The organism is Serratia sp. YC16 (assembly GCF_009707615.1).
GTDB classification, from domain to species: Bacteria; Pseudomonadota; Gammaproteobacteria; order Enterobacterales; family Enterobacteriaceae; genus Serratia; species Serratia surfactantfaciens.
The window spans coordinates 477,180-500,767 of record NZ_WLYN01000001.1 but is presented as its reverse complement, the minus strand read 5'-3'; the positions used below and the strand labels follow the sequence as shown (position 1 = coordinate 500,767).

The following is a 23,588-nucleotide window of genomic DNA, read 5'->3' as shown; positions in this document are numbered from 1 at the left end:
GTATTACGCCAGATCGGCTTTTAAACTGAATGTCGGCTTCACCGGCCAGCAGAAGCGGAAGCTGGCGCCGCCGAGCGAACTGCCTTCAACGAACACCTGTCCCTGGTAGGCGACGGCGATGGAATGGACGATGGCCAACCCCAGCCCGCAGCCGCCGGTGGCGCGATCGCGGCTGGGATCGAGGCGGACGAAAGGCTCGAACACCCGTTCGCGCTCTTCCGGCGGAATGCCCGGCCCGTCGTCTTCGACTTGCAAACAGGCGAGATCGCCGTCAAACCACAGGCCAACGCGCAGGCGCTGCTCGGAATAGCGCAGCGCATTGTTGACCAGGTTGTCGAGCACGCGTTCCATCAGGCGCAGATCGACGCCGCCGAAGTCGCCGACGTGCGGAATATCGAGCTGGATGTCGCGTTCCTGATGAATAAGACGGATATCATCGACCTTGTCCTCGAGCCACTTTGGCAGATCGATGGGCTCGATGTTTAACGCAACTTGCGGGCGGTCCAGACGGGCATAGGTCAGCAGTTCGTCGATCAGCGATTCCAGCTGGCCGATATCGCGGTTCAGCGCCTGCTGTTCGCTTTCGGACAGGTTATCGCTCATCTCGAGCCGGTAACGCAGGCGGACCAGCGGCGTACGCAGCTCGTGAGCGATGCCGTCGATCAACTGTTTCTTGCTGGCGATCAGGGTGTTGACGTTGTCCGCCATCTGGTTGAATGCAACCCCAAGCCGGCTCAGGCTGGAAGTGGGATCGAAATGGGTGCGCTCATCCAGATGCCCGGCGCCGAGGCGTTGGGCGGCGTTTTCCAGCTTGAGCAGATCTTGCCAGTGCGGCCGCATCCACAGGAACACCGGCAGCGCCAGCGACATGCCGATAAACACCAGCAATACCAGATCCAGCAGGCGCATCTGATGCAGGTAGAACAGATAAGGAATCGGGCCGACGACCAGGACATAGTGGCTGCGCGGGATGCGCTGCATGAAGGTGTATTGATCGTCGAGGGCGATGATCTCCCCCAGCCGCAGCCGTTTTTTCAGATCTTCGCTCAGCTCCTGTTTGCCGAGCGGTTCGATATGCAGTTTGAACGACAGGTTGAGATCCAGCGTGGCGATGGTTTTGTTCCAGTCCTTCAGCGGGATTTCGCGCAGCTCGCTGCGCATCAGGTACAGCGAGCTTTTCATCAGATCGTCCATCGACTGGCGGCCGGCGCGCTCGGCGGTCACTTTGTACACCAGGCCGACCAGCATCGCCATCACCAGAAAACAGACGAACAGCAACAGGAAGAACTGGACGAAAAGTTTTCTCATTGTTGCACCGATGCCCAGGCGTTAGGGGCGAACAGATAACCCTTGTTGCGCACCGTTTTGATGCGGAACGGCTCCAGCGCGTTGTCGTACAGTTTGCGGCGCAGGCGGGAGATCGCCACGTCGATGCTGCGGTCCATACCGTCGTAGCTCACGCCGCGCAGGTTTTTCAGCAGCGCCTCGCGATCCATGATCTGCCCGGCATGGGTCGCCAGCTCCCACAGCAAATCGAAGTCCGAGGTGGACAGGGTGACGGTTTCTTCGCCGAGCGAGACCTGACGGTTGACCGGATCGATGCACAGCAATCCGAAATGCAGCGCGTTGTGTTGCGTGAGCGGCTGAACCGACTCTTCTTTCGGCTGCTGGCTGTGTTGGCGCAGGTGCAAACGCAGGCGCGCCAGCAATACCGCCGGCGGCGTGGTTTTCAGGATGTAGTCGTTGGCGCCCATCTCCAGCGACAGGATATGGTTCATGTCGCTGTCGAGCGAGGTGAGCAGCACGATTGGGCCGGGGAAAGTGGGGCGCAGATCGCGGCACAGCGTCATGCCGTCTTTGCCGGGCAGCATGATGTCCAGCAGCACCAGATCGGGTTGCTCGCGCTCGATGCGCGCCTGTGCGCTGTCGCCGCGCGGTTCGATCAGCACCTCGATATCGTGTTTGCCCAAATAGGCGGCAATCAGTTTGCCGACTTCCGGATCGTCTTCCACAAAAACAATTTTATGCATATGCCCGTGTTTTAATAAGAAAAGCGGATTTCAGCATAGCGCGGCCCGTGAAGATGCGCCATGCGGATCTTTAGCGCAGCGGCCGGCCGCCGTCGACGCCGTGAGTACGGCCGGTAACGTAGCGGCTTTCCAGCAGGTAGTTCACCAGATTGACCACTTCGCTCTCGCCCGGCGCCACCTTCATCAGCGATTTCGCCAGCGCCTGTTGGCGGTAGGCTTCATCGTCGCCCGGATTGAAAATGATCAGCGCCGGGGCGATGGCGTTGACCTTGACCTCCGGAGCCAGCTTGCGGGCGAACGAGCGGGTCATATTGTCCAGCGCGGCCTTGCTGGCGGCGTAGGCGATGTGCTTGTCGCTGCCTTTTTCCACCACGTAGTCGGTCAGATGGATAATGTCGGCGCCGGCCTGGCCCTGACCGGTCAGGCAGGGTTCGAGCAGTTGGTTGAGCAAATAGGGCGTGTAGACGTGAATTTGCAGCATCGCCGCCATCACCTGTTCCGGCGGCACTTCCGGCGATTCGGCTTGCCAGGCGCTGGCGTTGTGGATCACCGCGCGCAGCTTGGGCGCGACCTGCCGCACCTGGTCGGCGAAACGGTAGATGCCTTCATGGGTGGAAAAGTCGCCCTGAATGCAGCAGGCGCCCAAGGCTTGCAACTCGGTCATCGCCGGATATTCACTGCGATAGGCGATGATGACGGGAACGCCGCGCTGAAGAAACGCTCTGGCGAGCGCCAGCCCTATGCGCCGCGCGCCGCCGGTAATCAGCACCGGGGCGGAGTTGGGGTGTTCCATTGATTAAAGCTCCTGGACAGACTGGCAAACAATAGGGGAATTATGCCATCATACGGCGGAAAGTCGTTAAAGCTTCGCATGATTATCCATTTCTGGATGTAAGATCCCCAATGCATTTCAGGTTGCCGTCCGGCGGCGGCTTGAAAGACCACGGGTTAACACTGGCCATGAGAGGAATGAGGGGATGAACAGCAATCACCTTGCATCCATCGCGCGCAGTGAGAAAATCTGTTTCGACTACATGGATTTTCTGTCCGCATCGTGCAGGAAGCACTGGCGCTTTGTTGATGCTATTTATGGTGTGATGCCGATCTTCGGCATGGTGTTGAAATCGCGCGTGACCACGTCACAAACGCGCAAAGAGCAGTTGAAAGAGTTGGCGCTGCAGGTGGTGTCGACCCAGGTCAGCGATGAAACCAACATCGTTCGCCTGATTGACCTGGCGCAGCAGCAGGGCCTGGCGGTATTTGACATTCAGTTGCCTTATGCGCTGGAAACGCAACAGCTGGCGGCGATTCAGAAAGAGTGTGCGCAAGGCGTTGCGATCGCCCTGGTGGGTGAGCGCATGACCGTTACCCTTCCTCCTAAAAGCTGACCGGGCACATCGGCCCGGCCGCTCGCTCATGGTCAGGCCATTGGCACACCGCGATGCCCTGACCATGAGCGTGAAGTTTCACGCGGCGTGATGCCCGGCGGCTTCTAGAGTCGGGTTCCGGCATTGGGGCCGGAGCGCAGGGTATAAATACTGTCTATATGAATTAACACCGCGTATTTCGGCGGTTTCATCCCGTTTTTTTCTGCAAACGTCAGCGCATCGTCAAACGGCTTGCCCGTCTGGCACAGTTCGGGCGTGCCAACGAAGCGGTAACCGTCCAGCGCCTCGCGATCGATGACCACCACGGCCATTTTCGAGCCTTCCTTGATGTTTTGCAGCGTTTGGCCGCCGGTATTTTCGTTATAAATCAGCGTACGATCATCATAGAGGCGCAAAGAGCGCTTGGGGCCGATATCCGGCACGCCGTTTGGGCTGCTGGTCGCCTGCACAGGCAGCTGCTTAGCCAGCATCTTCTTCATCTCGTCATTCAATTCATTCATTTGCCGATCGCTCCTCATGTCAGCGTGACGTTTTTAATGCACGGTGGCGGAATGGCTGGCGGCAGACGCACAGACGCTGGTTTCCGGCAGCCGGTGTTCGCGCAGTAAGTGCAGGGTTTCAATCCTGAAGCGCAGCAGGTGCCGTTCGGCGATCTGCTGCATCTGTTCGCACAGCGAGGTATCGCCCAGCAGCCCTTCGACGGCGACTCGGGCCTGATGCACGTGCAGTTCGACGCCACGAAGGGGCTTTTGCCGCAGGCGCAGATGGGTGATGTTGTTGAATGTGACGATCAGCGCGGCAAGGGCAGATTCGAAGATATTGGGCGCTTCAAATCTGGCGGTATATTCCGCATTCAGCCAGGGTTTTTCGGCGATGATGGCCTGAGCGACCTCGAGCGCCTGTTGGTAGCTCGCCATCGCCTGGCGATCGTGCTGCTGATTAAACGCCGCGTTGCCCTCGGCGATCAGCGCTTCCCAGGTGGTAAATAAAGGTAATGCGTGCAGCAGTTTTTCAGCCATGAAATGCCTTCCATTTTCAGCCTGTCTTAACCCGCCTCCGACGCCTCTCGGCAGTGGGGCACTCGCGTCTTTACCGTTAATGCTTAGATGATAATGATAATTAATTGCATTTAAGATCGCAAGCGCGGCGCATGTCTGATGATGCAAAGGCAGAGGGAAAGAGGTAGAAGGGAAAGAGGCAATAATGCGGCTGACGGGCAGCCGCACTGGCAGGTCATCTTAATGCAGCATAAACCAGCCGGCAGGCAGCGTGGCCACCAGCAGCAAGAGGATGCTGCCTTTTTCCAGGCGGTTCAGCAGATTGATATCGCGATGGCCGCGGCGGGCATACATGAACACCAGCAGACCCGGCGCATACAGCAGCACCGACATCAGCAGGTGCATCAGCCCCGAAGCGTACAGCAGCCACAAACCATAGATGCAGGCGCCGGTGGCGGCGAAGATCAGGCGTTTGTCGCGGCGGCGGTACGCCACCTTAAACAGAAACGCGCCGACCAGGAAGTAAGGCACCAGGATCATTTCCGAAGCGATGGTCAACAGCGAGTTGTAGTTGCTGCCGGTCAGCCAGATCAACACCAGCGCCAGCTGTACGGCGATGTTGGTCAGCCACAGCGAAGAGGACGGGGCGTGATGGCGGTTCTGCTTGCCGAATACGCGTGGAAACGCACCGTGCTGCGCGGCCAGCAGCGGCACTTCCGCCGCCATGATGGTCCAGCTCAGGTAGGCGCCGCAAACGGAAATGATCAGACCGGCGGCAATGAGCACGTCTCCCCATGGGCCGATCAGTTCCACCATCAGCACCGCCATCGACGGGTTGCGCATTTCGGCCAGTTCGCTGCGCGGCACCACGCCCAGCGACAGCAGCGTGACCATCAGATACACCGCCAGCGCCGACAGTACCGCCAGCATGGTGGCGCGGCCCACGTCTTTTTTATTGCGGGCGCGGGCGGAAACCACCACGGCGCCTTCCACGCCGATAAACACCCACAGGGTGATCAGCATGGTGTCCTTGACCTGTTCCCATACCGGCTTGCCGAGGGCGACACCCTTGAAATCCAGCGTAAACACGTCCATTTTGAAGGCGATCGCCGCCAGAACGGCGAACATGCCCAGCGGCAGCAGCTTGGCGAGGGTGGCCGCCAGGTTGATGCTGGCGGCGGTTTGCACGCCGCGCAGCACCAGCGCGTGCACGATCCACAGCAGGGCGGATTCGGCGATCAGCGCCTGCCAGGTATTGCCGTCACCGAGAATAACGTCGCCGCCGCGATCGGTGAAAATACTCAGCGCCGCGAACACGATCACCAGATACGAAACGTTGGCGATCACGGCGCACAGCCAGTAGCCCCAGGCGGAGCAGAAGCCCATCAGCTCGCCGAACCCTTCTTTAGCGTAGGTGAAGATGCCGCCGTCCAGATCCGGACGCAGACGCGTAAGCAGCAGCATGGCGAAGGCCAAAAACAGAATGCCGACGCCGGTGATCCCCCAACCCAGCAACAGTGCGGCGGGGCTGGCGACCTGCGCCATATTTTGCGGCAGACTGAACACGCCGGCGCCCAGCATTGAGCTGAGCACCAAAGCGGTTAGCGCGGTAAGACCGAGTTTTTTTTCCAATGACGGATCCTGAACGCAGAATAAACAACTGGAAGGGAACTGCTTGGCGGCAACAATGTGTTAACAACCACTGCGCGAATAGACAATAGCCCTAAAAATTGGCGCAAATTCTACGGAGGGATGATTAGAGATGCAATGATTGAATATGCGGAATTTACAAAAAACTATTCAACGGTGGGCGAAAAGAGCGGCAATAAAAACGGGCAGCTCAAGGGCTGCCCGATGGTAAACCGAAAAGCGGGTTTTATTTGAACAGATCGGCGCTGACGGTCAGGTTGCCGCCGCTCTTGTTCTGCCACTGGCGAGTGACGTGGTAGTACTTGGCGCCTTTCTCGGCCGCGCGTTTCGCCACTTCGGTAGACACGTCGGTCATGCTGTTGAAGTGGCCGGTGAAGGTGACGGAATCGAACGGCACCATCTGCGCGGCGGTCACGTTGTTCACTTCCTGGATCTTGGTGCCGTTAGGCAGCGTGACGGTATAGCGCTGGCCGGTAGAGGACTGGGTTTCGAAGAAACGGCCCACGTCGCGGCTTGGCGAACCGGAAGACGCGACGCCAGGAATTTCGACTTTCGCGGCTTCGGCGCCACCGGCGGCCAGGGCGGCGCGGCCGGCGTCAGAGTCGGCCGGGATGGCGTCCGGGCTCTGCACACGGCGTTTCGGCGCATCGGCCTTATAGATGTACGCGGTGACGAACTGGTTGCCGCCGGAGTTGGCGTCAACCTGGCGCACGATAAAGAACGAGGCGGCGCCTTTTTTCTTCGCTTCTTTGGAGATGGCGTCGTTGATGTCCGGCTGGCTGCGGTAGAAGCCGCTGACGCTCACGGTATCGTAAGGCTCCAGCAGGTAGGCTTCATCTTTAGGCAGTTCATTCACGCCGTTAAATACGCGGTATTTTGGTGTTTTGCTCACTTCTGGCGCATCTTTATGATAAAGGTCTGCGGTGACGCGCCAGTTGCCGCCGTTGTTGCTGTTGTTGGTGTCCTGGATATAGAAGGAATCGGCACCCAGTTTGTCTGCACGGCGGGATACGGCGTCGACGGCTTCATTGATGGCATTGAAGCGGCCGGTAATCGTGATGCGATCAAACGGCTTCAGCGCCGCTGCTTTCTCAGGAGTTAACTCTTGCGCAGCTTGAGCAGACAGCGCGGTGAGTGATAACAAGGCTGACGCGATGATCGTGGTCTTCAGCTTCATAAAAAATCCTTTCGCCTAGCGCATTAACGTTTATAACGTACTGAACTGTTTAAGTGTAATTCAGCCGTCGATTATTACATGTAATTCTGAAAACTGTCTCAGCATTTTATGTTATCCCGTGCGACAAATCGCCGAAGGTGACGCGGGTCGCACGGATGGCGCCGCCGTCATAAGTTTCCATAATAACGGCTTTGGTGTCATTAATGTTAATTATTCACAAAATGATAACTTTTATGCTTTTGCGCCGCGTGCGGCCATAAATCGTTACGCCGGGCGTAAACCTCTTGTCACGCAGAATGTGCTGTTCTGTATGGATTTTTTCACTGTAAATTGCGATTTGTCATATCGCGTGCGGCGTTTTTATGTAAAAACAGGGCTGAATGCGTAAGCAATTATGGATCATCGACCTTATTTTCAGTAGGTTATAGTTGGCGCCTGAAATCAGTGCGAGCAAGTTAACGCAACGCTCGCCGGCGGCGCCGTGCTATGGGCAGGAAAATAATAAACATCATCCAAGACAGGTGAGAAGGGAACATTATGCGTATTGGTGTACCAAGAGAGCGGTTGGCCAATGAAGCCCGGGTCGCAGCCACGCCGAAAACGGTGGAACAACTGCTGAAGCTGGGTTTTACCGTCGCGATTGAACGCGGGGCGGGCAAACTGGCCAGTTTTGAGGACGTCGCCTATGAAGCCGCCGGCGCGGCGCTGGTCGACGAAAGCGAAGTGTGGCAGTCGGATCTGATCCTGAAAGTCAACGCGCCGCAAGACGACGAGATCGCCTTGATGCGTGAGGGCAGCACGCTGGTCAGCTTTATCTGGCCGGCGCAAAATCCCGAGCTGATGGCCAAGCTGGCGGCGCGCAACGTCACCGCGCTGGCGATGGACTCGGTACCGCGCATCTCGCGCGCCCAGTCGATGGATGCGCTGAGCTCGATGGCCAACATCGCCGGTTACCGCGCGATTGTCGAAGCGGCGCATGAGTTCGGCCGCTTCTTCACCGGTCAGATCACCGCCGCCGGCAAAGTGCCGCCGGCCAAGGTGATGATCATCGGCGCCGGCGTGGCCGGCCTGGCGGCGATCGGTGCCGCGGGCAGCCTCGGCGCCATCGTGCGCGCCTTCGACACCCGCCCGGAAGTGAAAGAGCAGGTGCAGAGCATGGGGGCGGAATTCCTCGAGCTGGATTTTGAAGAGGAAGCGGGCAGCGGTGACGGTTACGCCAAAGTGATGTCCGAAGCCTTCATCAAGGCCGAGATGGCGCTGTTCGCCGCGCAGGCGGCGGAGGTCGACATCATCGTCACCACCGCGCTGATCCCGGGCAAACCGGCACCGAAGCTGATCACCAAAGAGATGGTGGCGTCGATGAAGCCGGGCAGCGTGATCGTCGATCTGGCGGCGCAAACCGGCGGCAACTGCGAACTGACGGTGGCCGACACCATCACCGTGACCGACAACGGCGTGAAAATCATCGGCTATACCGACCTGCCGAGCCGCCTGCCGACGCAATCTTCGCAGCTGTACGGCACCAACCTGGTTAACCTGCTCAAGCTGCTGTCGAAAGAGAAAAACGGCGAGATTGACATCGATTTCGACGATACGGTGATCCGTGGCGTCACCGTGGTGCGCAGCGGTGAAATCACCTGGCCGGCGCCACCGATCCAGGTTTCCGCCCAGCCGAAAGCGGCACCCGCCGCCGCACCGGCCGCCAAACCTGAAGCCAAACCGACCTCGCCGTGGCTGAAGTACGGCCTGATGGCTCTGGCGATCCTGCTGTTCGGCTGGCTGGCGGACGCGGCGCCGAAAGAGTTCCTGTCGCACTTAACCGTGTTTGCGCTGGCCTGCGTGGTCGGTTACTACGTGGTCTGGAACGTCAGCCATGCGCTGCATACCCCGCTGATGTCGGTCACCAACGCGATCTCGGGGATTATCGTGGTCGGTGCGCTGCTGCAGATCGGGCATGGCGGCTGGGTGAGTTTCCTCTCCTTTATCGCCGTGCTGATCGCCAGCATCAATATTTTCGGTGGGTTCACCGTCACTCAGCGCATGCTGAAGATGTTCCGCAAGAACTAAGGGGTAGCAAATGTCTGGAGGATTGGTTACAGCTGCATACATTGTTGCCGCTATTTTGTTTATTTTCAGCCTGGCGGGCCTGTCGCGCCACGAAACGTCGAAACAGGGCAACCTGTTCGGCGTCGCCGGTATGGCGATTGCGCTGATCGCCACCATTCTCGGGCCGGATTCCGGCAACGTCGGCTGGATCATCATCGCCATGATCATCGGCGGCTCGATCGGCGTCTATCTGGCGAAAAAGGTCGAGATGACCGAAATGCCGGAACTGGTGGCGGTGCTGCACAGCTTCGTCGGCCTGGCCGCGGTGCTGGTCGGCTTCAACAGCTACCTGGATCACGGCGCGCCGATGGAGCCGGTGATGGCGAATATCCATCTGACCGAAGTGTTTCTCGGCATCTTTATCGGCGCCGTGACCTTTACCGGTTCGATCGTCGCTTTCGGCAAGCTGCGCGGCATCATCTCTTCCAAGCCGCTGATGCTGCCGAATCGCCACAAACTGAACCTGGCGGCGCTGGTGATCTCGTTCCTGTTGCTGGTGGCATTTGTGCGTACCGACAGCGTGGGCTGGCAGGTAGTGACGCTGCTGCTGATGACGGCGATCGCGCTGGCGTTCGGTTGGCATCTGGTGGCGTCGATCGGTGGTGCCGACATGCCGGTGGTGGTCTCGATGCTCAACTCCTACTCGGGGTGGGCCGCCGCCGCGGCGGGCTTCATGCTGAGCAACGATCTGCTGATCGTCACCGGCGCACTGGTGGGTTCTTCGGGGGCCATCCTGTCTTACATCATGTGTAAGGCGATGAACCGCTCGTTTATCAGCGTGATCGCCGGCGGTTTCGGTAGTGATGGTTCGTCTACCGGCGATGCCGAAGAGATGGGCGAATACCGCGAAACCACGGCGGAAGAGGTGGCCGAGCAGTTGAAGAACTCCACGTCGGTGATCATCACCCCAGGCTACGGCATGGCGGTGGCGCAGGCGCAATATCCGGTGGCGGAAATCACCGAGAAACTGCGCGCGCGGGGCGTGAAGGTGCGTTTCGGCATTCACCCGGTCGCGGGGCGTTTGCCGGGTCACATGAATGTGCTGCTGGCGGAAGCCAAGGTGCCGTACGACGTGGTGTTGGAGATGGATGAGATCAACGACGATTTCCCGGATACCGATACCGTGCTGGTGATCGGCGCCAACGACACGGTGAACCCGGCGGCGCTGGAAGATCCGCGCAGCCCGATCGCCGGCATGCCGGTATTGGAAGTGTGGAAAGCGCAGAACGTGATCGCGTTCAAACGCTCGATGAACACCGGCTATGCCGGCGTGCAGAACCCGCTGTTCTTCAAGGAGAATACCCAAATGCTGTTCGGCGACGCCAAAGACAGCGTGGAAGCGATTCTACGGGCGCTGCAGAAGTAATTGGGCAACCAAAAAAATGGGCCGCTAAGCGGCCCATTTTTTATGCGCGAAGCTTAATCTTCGTCGTCGTGTTCATCATCTTCATCCGCCTCGATCGGGCAGGTGAAGTTTTCCGGTTTAATCACCAGCAGATCGCATTTCAGATGGTCGATCACATGTTCCGCCGTGTTGCCGATAAAGGCGGCCGAAATGCCGGTGCGGCCCAGGGTGCCCAGAACCACCACGCCGGCCTGCAGGTGCTCGGCCAGATCGGGGATGACCTCTTCCGGCAGGCCTTTCTCCACGTGGGTGAACTCTTCCTTGATGCAGAATTTCTGCCGCAGCGCTTTCATGGCGATCAGATGCTGGCCACGAATGGCATCGTTGTAGACGCTGGGATCGAAATCGGGCAGCTCGATGGCGATGTTGATCGGGGTAACGGGGTAAGCGCCAACCAGATGAACCTCGGTCTGATTGACGTTTTGCGCCAGTTCGACGGTTTCTTGCACCAGTTTGATATTGAGCGGATCGTGATAGGGCTCTTCGCTGGCCAGGTTGACCGCCACCAGCGCTTTACCGCCTTCCGGCCAGGGCTGGTCTTTCACCATCCACACCGGACAAGGGCATTTGCGCAGCAGGTGCCAATCGGTGGGGGTGAAGATCACTGACTCCAGCCGGTCGTGCTGGTGCGCCATTTTCAGCAACAGGTCATGTTGGCCGGAAAGCACTTCCTGAATGATGGCTTCGAAGGGGCGGTTATGCCAGACCACTTTGATTTCGATCGGCACGCCGTCGTTGAGATAGAAACGGCACTGCTCGTTGATCCAGGCGGCGCGTTGGCTGATCACACCTTGCCGCATCGCCGTTCTTTCGTCCGGGGAGAGCAGGGTCGTCATTTCGTAAGAGAAGTCATAAATGGGCAGGAAGGCTTTGATGCGCCCACCATTCCTTTTCACCAGGTACACGGCGCGACGCAATGCCGGCTGATCGTCCTGATTGGGGTCAATAGCCACCAGAAGATTCTGATACTTCGCCATAGGGCCTCCTTACAGCTGAAATCAACAGTCTGTTAATTTACAGAGTAACCCAACATTGAAAAACAGAACAACAACAGAAGCGTGCCGGATCAACAATTTCGGTGAAATGTTGATCCGGCAGGGGGATCAGGCGTTGACGGTCACGTTGATGCGCGGCGTGCCGGCCAGCACCGACAGCGCGTCGGCGTTTTCGATGGTGATGTATTTGCCTTTCACGCTGAGGATTTCGCTTTTCTGGAAGCGGCCCAGCAGGCGGCTGATGGTTTCCACCGTCAGGCCAAGGTAGTTGCCGATGTCGCCGCGGGTCATGGTCAAACGGAACTCGCGCGGTGAGAAGCCGCGCTCCGCGAAGCGGCGCGACAGGTTATAAACGAACGCCGCCAGGCGCTCTTCGGCGTTTTTCTTCGACAGCAGCAGGATCATGTCCTGGTCGCCTTTGATCTCGCCGCTCATCAGCCGCATGATCTGCTGACGCAGGTTAGGCATTTTGCCGGACAGATCGTCGAGGGTCTCGAACGGGATCTCGCACACCATCGAGGTTTCCAGCGCCTGAGCGAAACTTGGGTGCTTCAGGCCGCCGATGGCGTCGAAGCCGACCAGGTCGCCCGCCAGATGGAAGCCGGTGATCTGCTCATCGCCTTGCTCGGTGATGGTGTAGCTTTTGATGGTCCCGGAACGGATCGCGTACAGCGATTTCAGCTCGTCGCCGGCCTTGAACAAAGTCTGGCCTTTCTGGATGGGCTTCTTTCTCTCGATAATGTTGTCGAGCTGGTCCAGCTCGTGGGCATTAAGGGTGAAAGGAATGCACAGCTGGCTGATGCTGCAGTCCTGGCAATGGATCGCACAACCACCAGACTGGATACGACGAATCACGCGTTTTTCCGGGATCATAGATTACGCTCATTCAATAATTGATATGAGTCAATTTTAACATCTTTTGCTGCAGCTGATAAGGGTGGCATTAGCATGAATAGGGGTATTGTGTGCGAATTTTGCGCACACATGCCGCCGATTATTCTGTATCACGCTGACGTCGCTAGATTTATTTGGCACTTATGCGCAACGTGCGGTTGCCTTTTCGGCGTCGCGAGGCGTGGCGATCGTCGTGGGGCGGTTCTGCTGCGCGCATCGGCGAATTTTAGCGGCGTGAATCAATCATCCTTTGACACATCTGCTGGCGAAAGCTTGTCGCATTCATCTGAATCCCAACCGCAAAGCCGCGCCACATCGGCGTTAAGCTGAAGGTCAGAAAGGCAGGTGAACCATCCTGTTCGGGAGTGGATGATGAAAAAGCGCATATTGTTGATGGCGGCCGCGGGGGTGTTGATGACGGCCAGCGCCGCCGCCTTCGCCCACGGCTATTACGGCCACGGTTACTACCGGCACGGTTACTACTATGGTGGGCCGCGCGTGGTGATTGGCGTGCCCTGGGGGCCACCGCCGCTCTACTATCCGCCGCCGCCGGTAGTGTATGTCACGCCGCCGCCGCCGCAGACCTATATCGAAAAGCCGCCGAGTTACGCTTACTACTGCCGCCGGCCGGCGGGCTATTACCCGCAGGTGCCGCGTTGTCCCGACGGTTGGATGAAAGTGGTGCCAGACGGTTCGTTATCCCGGTGATCCCAGGTGGTGCGTGATGAAACACTCTTTTGCTTTCCCGATAGTGGCGCTGGCCGGGCTGTTGGCCGGCTGCGTCTCTGCGCCTTCCGGGCCGGAGGTGACGGTATTGCCCGGCACGGGAAAAAGCTACGAACAGTTCAATCGCGATGAGGCGATTTGCCGCGGCTATGCGCAAAACAGCCTTGGCGGCGGCGCGCAAACGGCGGCCAATTCGGCGGCGGGCACCGCAGTGGCGGGCACGGCCGTCGGTGCGGCGGCGGGGGCGTTGATCGGCGCTGCATCCGGTCATGCCGGCCCCGGCGCGTTGGTCGGCGCCGGCGGTGGGTTGTTGGTCGGCAGCGCGATGGCCAACAACTCGGCCTGGCGCAGCAGCGGCGATCTGCAAGACAGCTACGATACCGTGTATACGCAATGCATGTACGCCAAAGGCAACAAGGTGCCGGTGGCCTATGGTTACGGTGACGCCAGCTCATCGCCGGTGCCGCCGGACTACTATCCCGCCGCCCCGGCGGATGGCGTGCCGCCGGATTATGTGCCGCGTTAGTGCGAGAGCAGATCCTGCGGCAGGTAACCTTCGTGTTGCAGCAGCCACTGTTTGCGCTGTACGCCGCCGGCATAGCCGGTCAACGCGCCCTGAGAGCCTATGACCCGGTGGCAGGGGACGACGATGCTGATCGGATTGGAACCGTTGGCCATGCCGACCGCGCGCGAAGCGGTCGGGCGACCGATGCGTTGCGCCAGCTGGCCGTAGGTCAGGATCTCGCCGCAGGGAATTTGGCGCAGCTGTTGCCACACGGTGCGTTGGAACTCGGTGCCGGCGGTCATCACCGGCAGCCGATCGATAATGCTCAGTTCCCCGGCGAAATAGCGCTGCATGGCGTCGGTCAACCCGCTTGGATCGCGCTGGGCGCGCAGAGTGAAGCGATCGGCGCGGTAATGCGTATTCAGCAGCTTCATCAGGCGCGCTTCGTGATCGGTCCAGTCAACCGCCCGCAGGCGCCCCTGTTCATCGGCAATCAACACCAGTTCTCCCACCGGCGTCGCGGTACGATCAATCAAAAAAGTCTGCATCTGGATCACTCCTCGGTTTAGTGAGGCGATTATTGCATGAAAGCGGAGGAAGCGATGGCGGATTTCGGACATGCTGATGGGCAACCCTGGAGTTGCCCGAATAGTCGGCTCACGGTAAGGCGGGTAGTCATTGTTCAGTAAATTTATAAAATAAATTTATAAGTCATTGGGGCGGGGCATGACTTGTTGATTATTCAATCAAGCATTAACTCTTTGGGGTTATTTATAGCTGATGGTCACGCGTTTCAAGTGTGGGTCGTTATTTACTATCTCGCTGGTGACAGCGGAAACTAATTCTTTTGGCATTTCTTTTAACGAAGAGGAAATATAACCGTTGCGGTTTTCCGTCACCTTACCGAAACAGTTGGAGATGAGTTGTTCATCCTGATGTTTGATGGTGCAGGCCGGCGTGGTGATGGCGCCGGTGAAGCGTACGACGCCGGAGGCGACCTGACTTCCGGGGAGCGCTTTTGCGTGCAGAGCGAAGGGCAGAATGACCAATGCGCTTAATACGGCTAAGTAATGGTTCATACGCTGTTCCTTTCAGAGTAAAAACACTGCCAATTAAAAACAAGCGTGCTTGTTTTTATCAAATAAGCTATTTCGCCTGGCGAAATAAAAACGAATGGGCAAAAATCCTACTGCCTGCATCCAATGAATTTGATAATAGGGAGGTAGGATGAGTAAAACCATGATTTGGATCATAGTGAAGGCCAGTTAATGATTTCTGGCGCGAGTGGGTGAAAAGGCTGTGATCGTTCTCTCAGGAAAGGCGGGAAGCGTGCGGCGTGTTCGCCCCCGCGTTGCGGCCGTATGAACCGGGGGCGATAGCGGGATTACAGCATGCCGCTGCTGCCGCAGATGCGGATCTTTTCCGCCACCACTTCTTTCATCGCCAGTTTGCCAGGGACGATGTATTTGCGCGGATCGTTGGCGTCCGGGTGCTGCGAAAAGTAGCTTTTTACCGCATCGGCGAAGGCAATTTTCAATTCGGTGGCGACGTTGACCTTACAGACGCCGAGCGAGATCGCTCGCTTGACCATCGCTTCCGGAATGCCGGAGGCGCCGTGCAGCACCAACGGCACGTCCACCTGCTCGCGGATCCGCGCCAGGCGCTCAAAATCCAGCTTGGGTTCGCCGTGGTACAGGCCGTGGGCGGAACCGATCGCCACCGCCAGTGAGTCGATGCCGGTGGCGGCAACAAACTCGCGCGCGGCGGCCGGATCGGTATAGAAGCTGTCCGCCGTATCGACGATCAAATCGTCTTCCTGCCCGCCCAGCCGGCCCAGCTCCGCCTCCACGCTGGCGCCGTAGCGGTGACACAGGGCGACCGCGGCGGCTACCTTGGCGATGTTCTGTTCGAACGGCAAGTGGGAGCCGTCGATCATCACCGAGCGAATGCCGCTTTTTACCTTGTGCTCAATGTCGTCCAGCTCTTCATGATGATCCAGGTGCAGCGCCAGCGGCAGATCGTAGCGGTGCGCGGCAGATTGGCAGATGCCGATCAGGTAGTCGGTGCCGGCATAGCTGAAGGTGCCGGGCGTGCCGGCCATGATTACCGGCGAGCGCAGTTCGGCGGCGGTCTCCGCCACCACCTGCACGGTTTCCAGATTGTGGACGTTAAACGCCGGCACGGCGTAACCCTGGCGCTGCGCCTTGAGCAGCATTTCTCGGTTGGCTATCAGATACATGGGATCTCCTTACAGCTCAGGGGAGGGAAAACGGTAAATCGTCACGCCTTTCACCACCCGGTTGACTTCACCGGTCGGGCACGGGTTGTCCGGGGTGAGCCCCAACGCCAGCGAACTCTCGAAGGCCAGCATCTGGGTGAACAGCAGATACGGGAACAGCAGCCAGATATCGTCTGCCGCGTTGTGCAGATTCAGCAGGGCATCGGATAGCGGTTGACGTTCGCCGGTCAATCCGACCAACTGCATCGCCAGCCCGTCGCGCTGCAGTTCGTTCCACAGGTCGCGGTCATACTGACGGGCGTAGTCGTCGTGCGAGAACATCAGCACCACCAATGTCTGGCCGTCGACCATAAATTTAGGGCCGTGGCGCAGACCGAGCGGCGAGTCGTAGCGTGTCACGATTCGCCCGGCGGTGAGCTCCAGCATCTTGAGCGAGGCCTCTTCGGCCAGGCCGGTGAAGCAGCTGCCGCCGAGGGTGATGTAGCGGCGGAAGCCGCTGGCAGCCAGTGCCTTTACCTGCGGCTGCAGCGTTTTGCACAGTTCACGGCAGCGCTGCACCATGGCGTGCAGCGGCGCCTGGGCGGCCTCAAGCGATATTGGGCCGAGCAGCAGCGCGGCGCTCAGCATCATGCAGCTGAAGCTGGAGGTCATGGCGAAGCTCTGATCGTTGGAGCCCTGCGGCATCACCAGCGAACAGACGTTATCGCGCCGATGCGCATACTGCGCCAGCCGGCTGTCCGGGTTGCACACCAGCATCAGGTGATAGCTTTCCGGCAGCAGCTGATCGGCCAGTTCCACCGTCGCCACGCTTTCCGGGCTGTTGCCCGAGCGGGCGAAGGACACCAGCAGCGTCGGCCGTTCAGGGTCGAGGAACTGCAGCGGGTTGGCGACGATATCGGTGGTGCCGTAGGCCACTACGTCGCGGCCGGTGCGTTCGCGCAGCCAGGGCGCCAGAGCCCGGCCGGCGAACGCCGAACTGCCGGCGCCGCACAGCACGATTTGCAGCCGAGGATTGGCCAACAGCGGCGCGAGGAACGGCTGCCACTGCGCCTGTTGATCCTGCAGCTGCCGGTGCAGCGCCGCCCACAGGTCCGGCTGCTGCCAAATCTCTGCGGCGGTGTGCCAGGCGTTGCGCTGCTTCAGCCAATCCGCCTCGTAAGAGAAATACGCATTCATGATGACAACTCCTTAAAAGCCTCGGTTAACGGTCGGCGATAATCACGTCGATCCCTAAATGGTGCAGCGCCTGCAGGTAGTGCGCCGGAATACGGCTGTCGGTGACCAGGCGGTGGATCTGGCCGACTTCGCGGATCATGCAAAAGCTTGTGCGGCCGAATTTGCTGGCGTCGGCGATGGCGATCACTTCGCGCGCCACTTCACACATCACCCGGTTGAGCTGCGCTTCGCCCGGATCCGGCGTAGTGATGCCGCCCGCCAGATCGAAACCGTCGACGCCGAGAAACAGTTTGTCGAAGCGGTACTGGCGCAGCTGCTGTTCAGCGGCGGGGCCGTACAACGACCAGGCTTTGCGGCGTACGCTGCCGCCGACCACCATCAGATCGATCTGCTCGTTGTTGGCCAGTTCGAAGGCGATATTCAGCGCGTTGGTCATCACCACCAGATCCTTTTTCCCCGCCAGCTGCGGCGCCATCTGGCTGGTGGTGGAGCCGGAGTCGAGGATGACGGCGTCGCCGTCTTCGATCAGCGCCGCCGCCGCGCAGGCGATGGCGTGTTTCACGTCGCGGTTGATGCGGCCCTTGTCCTGCAGCGGGCGGTCGAAGGCGAACTGTTTGTTCAACATGGCGCCGCCGTAGGCGCGCACCGCACAGCCGTGCTGTTCCAGCTGACGCAGATCGCTGCGGATGGTGACGCTGGACACCGAAAACTGCTGGCTGAGCTGCTCCACACGCACCGAGCCCTCGCGGCACAGCTGGTCGATAATTAATTCCCGGCGTTTTGCGGTATTGATCATTAACGCAGACTCCTGATTTACCTGTAGCCGTGCCCGTCCGCGGCTTAATAAGCCGCAGCGATGCTGACCGGAGCGCTTTCAGTTGTTCGTGGCGAATTACAGCAAACGAAACACTGAAATGCAATCGATTAATTTTAAAATATCTATATCTATCAGTTGGTTATATTTTATTTTGCTTTCGATTGAGCACTAACCGAAAGCGGGGTTAACGCAAAGTGAAAACGGCAAATTCGTTATTTTTCAGTCGACAATTCTCGGCGGTTATTCATTCGCTCCGTCGATGACGAAAGCCGCAGCGATCGTTCGGCAGCCGCCGGGCTTTCACTGTTTTTTTATGCTGCCGCGTGTAAAAGCGCCGCGCCGCGCACGCCGCTGCTGTCACCGTGCACCGGCGGGAACACCGCCGCGGGTTCCACGCCCGGCAGCAGCCAGCGCCGCATCGCCGGCGGCAGCAGCCGGTACAGCTCACCGACGTTCGACAGCCCGCCGCCAAGCACGAAGGCATCGACGTCCAACAGCAGCTGTAAGCCGGCCAGCGCGCTGGCCAGAATATCGACGTAGAGGGCCATCAGCTGCTGCGCGAGCGGATCACCGGCGCGGTAGCTGGCGACCAGCGACGGCACGTCGGCGGCCGGATGGGCAAAATGGCGGCTCAGCGCCAGCAGCCCGCTGCCGGAGACGTAGCGTTCAAAGCAGCCGGTCAGCCCGCAGTTGCAGCTGAACAGCGGCAGATCGTAACGTTGCGCCAGCTGGGCCGATATCGGCATATGGCCCCATTCGCCCGCCACGCCGTTGCGCCCTTTATGCAGTTGCCGGTTCACCACCAGGCCGCCGCCGGCGCCGGTGCCGATGATGGCGCCGAACACCAACGGCAGGTGCGCGGTTTGCGGCGTGCTGGCTTCCGACAGCGCGAAGCAGCGGCAGTCGTTCTCGATGGCGATAGGCCGCGCCAACGCCTGCGTCAGGTCATCCGCCAGGCAATGGCCGGTCAGGCAAGGCACGTTGACCGCTAACTGGCGGCGGCTGACGGGATCGGTGATCCCCGGTAAACCGATGCCGATGCTGCCGCGCGTATGCAGCTCGCGATCCGCCTGGTCAACCAGCCCGGCGATACAGGCCACGAACTCGCCGTAATCGCCGGTTGGGGTGCGCACCCGTTGGATCATCACCTGATTGAGCCGGCGATCGTATGCGGCCATTTCTATCTTGGTGCCGCCGATGTCGAAACCGTAATGCATCTCTCTCATCGCCATGCTTCAGGCTCCGTTCAGGGCGATCACCGCCGCTTCGCGGCGCGCGCGTTCGGCGGCGAACACCATCAGATGGCTCTCCAGCGCTTCCGTCGGGCCGGCCAGCACCTGGCTCGGATCGTTGGCGCGAATGGCCGCGATAAAGTGCTGCATCAGGTAGTAGTCGCCGCCGCCGTGCCCGGCCATGGCGTGCAGATCCTGGCCGGCGTCGGTGTCGTAATGCGTTTCGCCGTCGTCGAGGAACGAGGTGATGCGAATATGGCGGCCGTCGCCCTCCAGGCAGCCACGGCTACCGAAGATGCGGGTATGGCGATCTTCGTGGCGGGTAAAGGCTGTCATGGTGAACGACGCGGTGCGGCCGCCGGCGAACTGCATGTTGACCACCTGATGGTCGACCACATTATTGTCGCAGCGGTAGACGCAGCGGCCGTAAGGGCCGTCGCGCAGTGCCGCCCGCAGCGTCGTCTGGTCGGGTTCCGGCGTCAGCACCCGCAGAAAACCGGGCGTGGCCTTGTGGTCGTCGCCCAGATAGATGCGCTTGGCGGAATAGGGGCAGGACGCCTCTACCGCGCAATCCAGGCAGTTGTCCGCCGCGCCGGCCGGTTGGTTTTCCCGGCGGAAATGGCGCAGGTTGCCGAAGGAGCTGACTTGCTCACAGGGTTGCTCCATCACGTAGCGGATCCAGTCGATATCGTGGCAGGATTTCTGCAGCAGCATAAAAGCGGCCTGTTGATCGTTGCGCCAGTTGCCGCGCACGAAGGAGTGCGCCTGGTGCCAGTAGCCGACCGGTTCCAAGTGCTGCAGGCTGACGATATCGCCGATCGCGCCGTCGCGCAGCAACTGCTTGAGCTTCTGGGTATAGCGGGTATAGCGCAGCACGTGGCCGACCGAGAAGATCAGCTTTTGGCGCACCACCTCGGCGACGATGGCGCGGCACTCGTCGGCGTCCGGCGACAGCGGTTTTTCCAGCAGCATGGCGTAGCCCTGGCGGGCGAAGGCCAGCGCCGGCTCCAGATGCATCTGATCCTGGGTGCAGATCAGCACCGCGTCGGCCAGCTTGCCGGCGTCGGCGGCCTGGCGCCAGTCGGTGAAGACGTTTTCCGGCGCGATGGCATGCTGCGCCACGAACTGCTCGCGGTAAGCGTCGCGCGGTTCCGCTACCGCCACCACCTGCATCAAATCGGGATGCGCCAGCGCATAGCGCGAGTAGATCTCACCGCGCGCCCCGGCGCCGACCACCAGCACCCGCACCGGGCGATGGGCAAAGCTGTTGGGTTGTGTTGACGACATTGCTGGATACTCCGCTGTTGTTATTTGAGGTTTTGGCCGCTGAGCTCGTCGAACAAATGTGCGCGCGTCAGATCGAATGCCAGATGAATGTTTTCGCCGAGGCGCGGTTCCCAATCCGGCAGCGATGCCATGCGCAGCACGAAGCGCAGGTCGGCCAGTTCGCAGTGCAACAGCTCTTCGTTGCCCATGCGCTCGATAGTGACGATCTGCGCCGGGAAACAGTTGGCGCTGCCGGGCGTGCACAGCCGCAGGGACTCCGGCCGGATGCCGAGGCACACCCGCGCATGCGGGTAGTCCGCCAATTGCCGTTGCAGCGCAGGCGGCAGATCGAGCTGATGCTGCAGGCCGATGCGCAGCCGCACCGTTTGGCCGTCGCGCACGATCGCCAGATCGTGCAGGTTCATCGACGGGCTGCCGATAAACTCGGCGACGAAACGGTTGGCGGGGTGGTGATACAGGTTGATCGGTTTATCCACCTGCATGATGGCGCCGCGGTTCATCACGCAAATGCGGTCGCCCATGGTCATCGCTTCGACCTGATCGTGGGTGACGTACACCATGGTGGCAGCGGCGCCTTCCTGCTTCAGTTGATTGTGCAGTTCGATCAGCTGCACGCGCATCGACACCCGCAGCTTGGCATCGAGGTTGGACAGCGGCTCGTCAAACAGAAACACCTTGGGTTTACGCACGATGGCGCGGCCGACTGCCACCCGCTGACACTGGCCGCCGGAGAGCTGGCCCGGCTTGCGCTGCAGCAGGTTGGTGATCTCCAGTTTTTCCGCCGCGTCGCGCACCCGGCGGTCGATCTCGGCCTTGCTTTCTTTGCCGATCAGACCGAACGCCATGTTCTTGTACACCGTCATGTGCGGGTACAGCGCATAGTTCTGGAACACCATGGCGATGCCGCGATCCTTCGGCATGCTGTCGTTGACGCAGCGATCGTGGATCAGGATCTGCCCCTCGCTGACGCTCTCCAGCCCGGCGATCATCCGTAGCAGGGTGGATTTGGCGCAGCCTGACGGGCCGACGAACACCATAAATTCCCCGTCCTCGATGTCCAAATCAACGCCGTGCAGCGCGTGGAAACCGTTGGGGTAGACTTTTTTAACGCTGTTTAACTGAATTCCGGCCATGTCGTTTACCTTGTCTGCGCGTTAGCCTTTCACCCCGGCGCTGGCGATGCCCTGGATGAAATAGCGTTGGAAAATAATGAACAGCATCAGCATCGGGATCACCGCCATCAGCGCCCCGGCCATCAGCAACGGATATTCCACCCCGGCGCGGCTGGAGAGCGAGGCCAGCCCAACCGGCAGCGTCAGCATCTCGGTGGTGGTATTGACGATCAGCGGCCACATCAGGTTGTTCCAGCTCCACAGGCCGTTGATGATGATGCAGGCGATAATGCCCGGCCGGATCAGCGGCAGCATGATGCGCCAGAAGATGGCGAAGTAGCTGTAACCGTCGATCAAGGCCGCTTCTTCCATTTCCTTCGGCACCGCCAGAAAGAACTGGCGCAGTAGAAAGGTGGCGTAAACGCTGAAAATGCCCGGCAGCACCAACCCGGTGATGCTGTTGACCAACCCCAGCTTCTGCACCACCAGGAATTGCGGGATCAGAAACGCCTGACCAGGCACCATCAGGACCGATACGCACACCAGAAACACCGCATCCCGGCCGCGAAAATGCAGGCGTGAGAAGCCGTAGGCAGCCATGGTGGCGATCGCCATCTGCAAGGTGACGGTGAAGAAGGTCGCCAGCAGCGAGTTGAGATAAAAGCCGGCGAACGGGATTTCGTGCATCACCCGACCGTAGGCCTGCAGGCTGGGATGCGCCGGCAGCAGCGTCAGCGGGATCTGAATGCTCTCGGCCTGGGTTTTCAGCGAGGTCACCAGCATCCAGATAAAAGGCACCACCGAGGCCAGCGCCGCCAGCCCCATAAACAGGTACACCAGCGTTTTCTTGCTTGCGTTCATGTGCAGCTCCTCAGCTGACTTTCAGGCGCTTGCCGATCGCCATTTGAATCAGGGTGATCACCAGCGTGACGGCGAACAGCACCACGGTGATGGCGGAGGCATAACCTTTTTCCTGCAGGTAAAACGCGTACTTGTAAAACAGGTTGGTGACGGTCATCACGTCGTTCTCCACCAGTGCGCGGTCGAACATCAGGAACACCACGTCAAAGATTTGCAGGATCTCGATAAAGCTCATCACCGACACGAAGAACAGCGTCGGCACCATCATCGGCAGCGTGATGCAGAAGAAGCGGCGCAGGGTGCCGATACCGTCGAGATCCGCCGCTTCGTACAGCTGGCGCGGAATGCTTTGCAGCCCGGCCAGCAAAATGATGATCTTCAGCGCCAGCGACGACCAGATGATGATGATGGACACGCTGATGCGCACCACGTCCGGATCGGACAGCCAGGCGACCGGCGCGATGTGCAACAGGCTCAGCGCCTGGTTGATCAGGCCGAAATCCTTGTTGAACAGCCATTGCCACACCATGGCCACCGCCGCGGGCATGGTGACCGCCGGCAGGAACAGCAGGGTGCGCAGCAGGCCTTTGCCGCGGATATTCTGGTTGAGGCCAATCGCCAGCAGCAGCGACAGACTCAGGCTGATCGGCACGCAGACCACCACGTAAAACAGGGTGTTGGCGGCGGCGGTGTAAAAGTCGTCGTCTTCGAACAGGTTGAGATAGTTATCGACGCTGATGCTGCTCCAGCGCATGAATTGGTTGAGATCGGTAAAGCTGTAAAAGATGTTTTGCAAAAAGGGGATCAGGTAAAACACCGTCACCCCCATCAGCAGCGGCAGGATCATCACCCAGCCCCAGAAGCGTTCGGCACGTTCGAGCCGATTGAGCGCGGGGCGGGCGGTGCGCCGGGATGGTTTCAGGGTGACCGTAGCCGTTTCTGCCAGCGACATGTTGCCATTCCTCACCTATGACTTTCAGCAGGGTTCCA

At 59.7% G+C, this 23,588-nt stretch carries 26 protein-coding genes; 7 read left to right on the top strand and 19 right to left on the bottom strand.

The genetic code is table 11. The annotated features are described in order from the left end of the window. Nucleotides 1–3: 3 nt before the first annotated feature. From rstB to folM, 3 genes are all read right to left on the bottom strand, one after another. Nucleotides 4–1,308 (bottom strand): two-component system sensor histidine kinase RstB, encoded by a 1,305-nt coding sequence (gene rstB / locus GKN89_RS02325; RefSeq protein ID WP_019452643.1) that lies wholly within the window; start codon nt 1,306–1,308, stop codon nt 4–6. Further along, entirely contained in the window at nt 1,305–2,030 is a 726-nt protein-coding gene (gene rstA, locus GKN89_RS02320) for a two-component system response regulator RstA (RefSeq protein WP_019452642.1), read from the bottom strand. The genes rstB and rstA overlap by 4 nt, the downstream gene beginning before the upstream one ends. Nucleotides 2,031–2,100: 70 nt before the next feature. After that, entirely contained in the window at nt 2,101–2,823 is a 723-nt protein-coding gene (folM, locus tag GKN89_RS02315) for a dihydromonapterin reductase (RefSeq protein WP_019452641.1), read from the bottom strand. Between the two features lie 184 nt (nt 2,824–3,007). Between folM and GKN89_RS02310 the strand changes: the two genes are divergently transcribed. Then, entirely contained in the window at nt 3,008–3,418 is a 411-nt protein-coding gene (locus GKN89_RS02310) for a hypothetical protein (protein ID WP_074054123.1), read from the top strand. Nucleotides 3,419–3,522: 104 nt separating this feature from the next. On the opposite strand, the gene GKN89_RS02305 is transcribed toward GKN89_RS02310, so the two are convergent. The 3 genes from GKN89_RS02305 to GKN89_RS02295 form a co-directional block, all read right to left on the bottom strand. After that, nucleotides 3,523–3,918, bottom strand: coding sequence for a pyridoxamine 5'-phosphate oxidase family protein (locus GKN89_RS02305; protein WP_019452639.1), 396 nt, complete (start codon nt 3,916–3,918; stop codon nt 3,523–3,525). Between the two features lie 33 nt (nt 3,919–3,951). After that, nucleotides 3,952–4,437 carry a hypothetical protein gene (locus GKN89_RS02300; protein ID WP_063919550.1) on the bottom strand — a complete coding sequence of 162 codons (486 nt, stop codon included), beginning with the start codon at nt 4,435–4,437 and terminating at the stop codon, nt 3,952–3,954. A 219-nt stretch (nt 4,438–4,656) separates the two neighbouring features. Further along, nucleotides 4,657–6,048 (bottom strand): amino acid permease, encoded by a 1,392-nt coding sequence (locus GKN89_RS02295; RefSeq protein ID WP_063919549.1) that lies wholly within the window; start codon nt 6,046–6,048, stop codon nt 4,657–4,659. Between the two features lie 57 nt (nt 6,049–6,105). Here GKN89_RS02295 and GKN89_RS02290 point away from each other — a divergent pair, with 57 nt between their 5' ends. Next, nucleotides 6,106–6,300: a hypothetical protein gene (locus tag GKN89_RS02290; RefSeq protein ID WP_139285520.1), complete on the top strand. Its 195-nt coding sequence runs from the start codon at nt 6,106–6,108 to the stop codon at nt 6,298–6,300. Here GKN89_RS02290 and ydgH read toward each other — a convergent pair. Further along, nucleotides 6,293–7,243, bottom strand: coding sequence for a DUF1471 family protein YdgH (gene ydgH, locus GKN89_RS02285; protein WP_019452635.1), 951 nt, complete (start codon nt 7,241–7,243; stop codon nt 6,293–6,295). The two genes, GKN89_RS02290 and ydgH, sit on opposite strands and share 8 nt — an antisense overlap. A gap of 118 nt (nt 7,244–7,361) precedes the next feature. On the opposite strand from ydgH, the gene GKN89_RS02280 reads away from it, so the two are divergent. The 3 genes from GKN89_RS02280 to pntB all read left to right on the top strand — a co-directional run bounded on the left by GKN89_RS02280 (nt 7,362) and on the right by pntB (nt 10,715). After that, entirely contained in the window at nt 7,362–7,631 is a 270-nt protein-coding gene (locus GKN89_RS02280; protein WP_154746276.1) for a hypothetical protein, read from the top strand. Between the two features lie 149 nt (nt 7,632–7,780). Further along, nucleotides 7,781–9,310: a Re/Si-specific NAD(P)(+) transhydrogenase subunit alpha gene (gene pntA, locus GKN89_RS02275; RefSeq protein ID WP_154746275.1), complete on the top strand. Its 1,530-nt coding sequence runs from the start codon at nt 7,781–7,783 to the stop codon at nt 9,308–9,310. 10 nt (nt 9,311–9,320) lie between these two features. Beyond that, complete coding sequence (gene pntB / locus GKN89_RS02270; protein ID WP_025159771.1) at nt 9,321–10,715, top strand: Re/Si-specific NAD(P)(+) transhydrogenase subunit beta; 1,395 nt, start codon at nt 9,321–9,323, stop codon at nt 10,713–10,715. Nucleotides 10,716–10,768: 53 nt separating this feature from the next. Here pntB and uspE read toward each other — a convergent pair whose 3' ends face one another. After that, on the bottom strand, nt 10,769–11,731 hold the full coding sequence (uspE, locus tag GKN89_RS02265) for a universal stress protein UspE (RefSeq protein WP_019452632.1): 963 nt from the start codon (nt 11,729–11,731) through the stop codon (nt 10,769–10,771). A 126-nt stretch (nt 11,732–11,857) separates the two neighbouring features. Then, the gene (locus GKN89_RS02260; RefSeq protein ID WP_004938278.1) at nt 11,858–12,622 is read right to left on the bottom strand and encodes an FNR family transcription factor; all 765 of its coding nucleotides are present in this window, start codon (nt 12,620–12,622) and stop codon (nt 11,858–11,860) included. Nucleotides 12,623–13,015: 393 nt separating this feature from the next. Here GKN89_RS02260 and GKN89_RS02255 point away from each other — a divergent pair, with 393 nt between their 5' ends. Both GKN89_RS02255 and GKN89_RS02250 read left to right on the top strand, forming a co-directional pair. Next, a complete protein-coding gene (locus GKN89_RS02255) occupies nt 13,016–13,351 on the top strand; it encodes a hypothetical protein (protein WP_019452631.1) in 336 nt (111 codons plus the stop codon). 16 nt (nt 13,352–13,367) lie between these two features. After that, nucleotides 13,368–13,895 (top strand): glycine zipper family protein, encoded by a 528-nt coding sequence (locus GKN89_RS02250; protein ID WP_154746274.1) that lies wholly within the window; start codon nt 13,368–13,370, stop codon nt 13,893–13,895. Here the strand turns inward: GKN89_RS02250 and ogt are convergent. The 10 genes from ogt to GKN89_RS02200 form a co-directional block, all read right to left on the bottom strand. Then, a complete protein-coding gene (ogt, locus tag GKN89_RS02245) occupies nt 13,892–14,422 on the bottom strand; it encodes a methylated-DNA--[protein]-cysteine S-methyltransferase (RefSeq protein WP_154746273.1) in 531 nt (176 codons plus the stop codon). The two genes, GKN89_RS02250 and ogt, sit on opposite strands and share 4 nt — an antisense overlap. A gap of 219 nt (nt 14,423–14,641) precedes the next feature. Then, complete coding sequence (locus tag GKN89_RS02240) at nt 14,642–14,953, bottom strand: hypothetical protein (RefSeq protein ID WP_019452628.1); 312 nt, start codon at nt 14,951–14,953, stop codon at nt 14,642–14,644. Nucleotides 14,954–15,258: 305 nt separating this feature from the next. After that, nucleotides 15,259–16,113 carry a tagatose bisphosphate family class II aldolase gene (locus GKN89_RS02235; RefSeq protein WP_063919547.1) on the bottom strand — a complete coding sequence of 285 codons (855 nt, stop codon included), beginning with the start codon at nt 16,111–16,113 and terminating at the stop codon, nt 15,259–15,261. 9 nt (nt 16,114–16,122) lie between these two features. Continuing rightward, the gene (locus GKN89_RS02230; protein ID WP_154746272.1) at nt 16,123–17,289 is read right to left on the bottom strand and encodes an SIS domain-containing protein; all 1,167 of its coding nucleotides are present in this window, start codon (nt 17,287–17,289) and stop codon (nt 16,123–16,125) included. 25 nt (nt 17,290–17,314) lie between these two features. Continuing rightward, the gene (agaR, locus tag GKN89_RS02225) at nt 17,315–18,085 is read right to left on the bottom strand and encodes a transcriptional repressor AgaR (RefSeq protein ID WP_019452625.1); all 771 of its coding nucleotides are present in this window, start codon (nt 18,083–18,085) and stop codon (nt 17,315–17,317) included. 332 nt (nt 18,086–18,417) lie between these two features. Further along, nucleotides 18,418–19,323: an ROK family protein gene (locus tag GKN89_RS02220; protein WP_154746633.1), complete on the bottom strand. Its 906-nt coding sequence runs from the start codon at nt 19,321–19,323 to the stop codon at nt 18,418–18,420. 18 nt (nt 19,324–19,341) lie between these two features. Further along, complete coding sequence (locus GKN89_RS02215; protein WP_154746271.1) at nt 19,342–20,625, bottom strand: Gfo/Idh/MocA family protein; 1,284 nt, start codon at nt 20,623–20,625, stop codon at nt 19,342–19,344. A gap of 20 nt (nt 20,626–20,645) precedes the next feature. After that, nucleotides 20,646–21,758: an ABC transporter ATP-binding protein gene (locus GKN89_RS02210; protein ID WP_019452622.1), complete on the bottom strand. Its 1,113-nt coding sequence runs from the start codon at nt 21,756–21,758 to the stop codon at nt 20,646–20,648. 21 nt (nt 21,759–21,779) lie between these two features. Continuing rightward, nucleotides 21,780–22,598, bottom strand: coding sequence for a carbohydrate ABC transporter permease (locus tag GKN89_RS02205; protein ID WP_154746270.1), 819 nt, complete (start codon nt 22,596–22,598; stop codon nt 21,780–21,782). Between the two features lie 10 nt (nt 22,599–22,608). Continuing rightward, nucleotides 22,609–23,550, bottom strand: coding sequence for a carbohydrate ABC transporter permease (locus tag GKN89_RS02200; protein ID WP_019452620.1), 942 nt, complete (start codon nt 23,548–23,550; stop codon nt 22,609–22,611). Nucleotides 23,551–23,588: the final 38 nt, after the last annotated feature.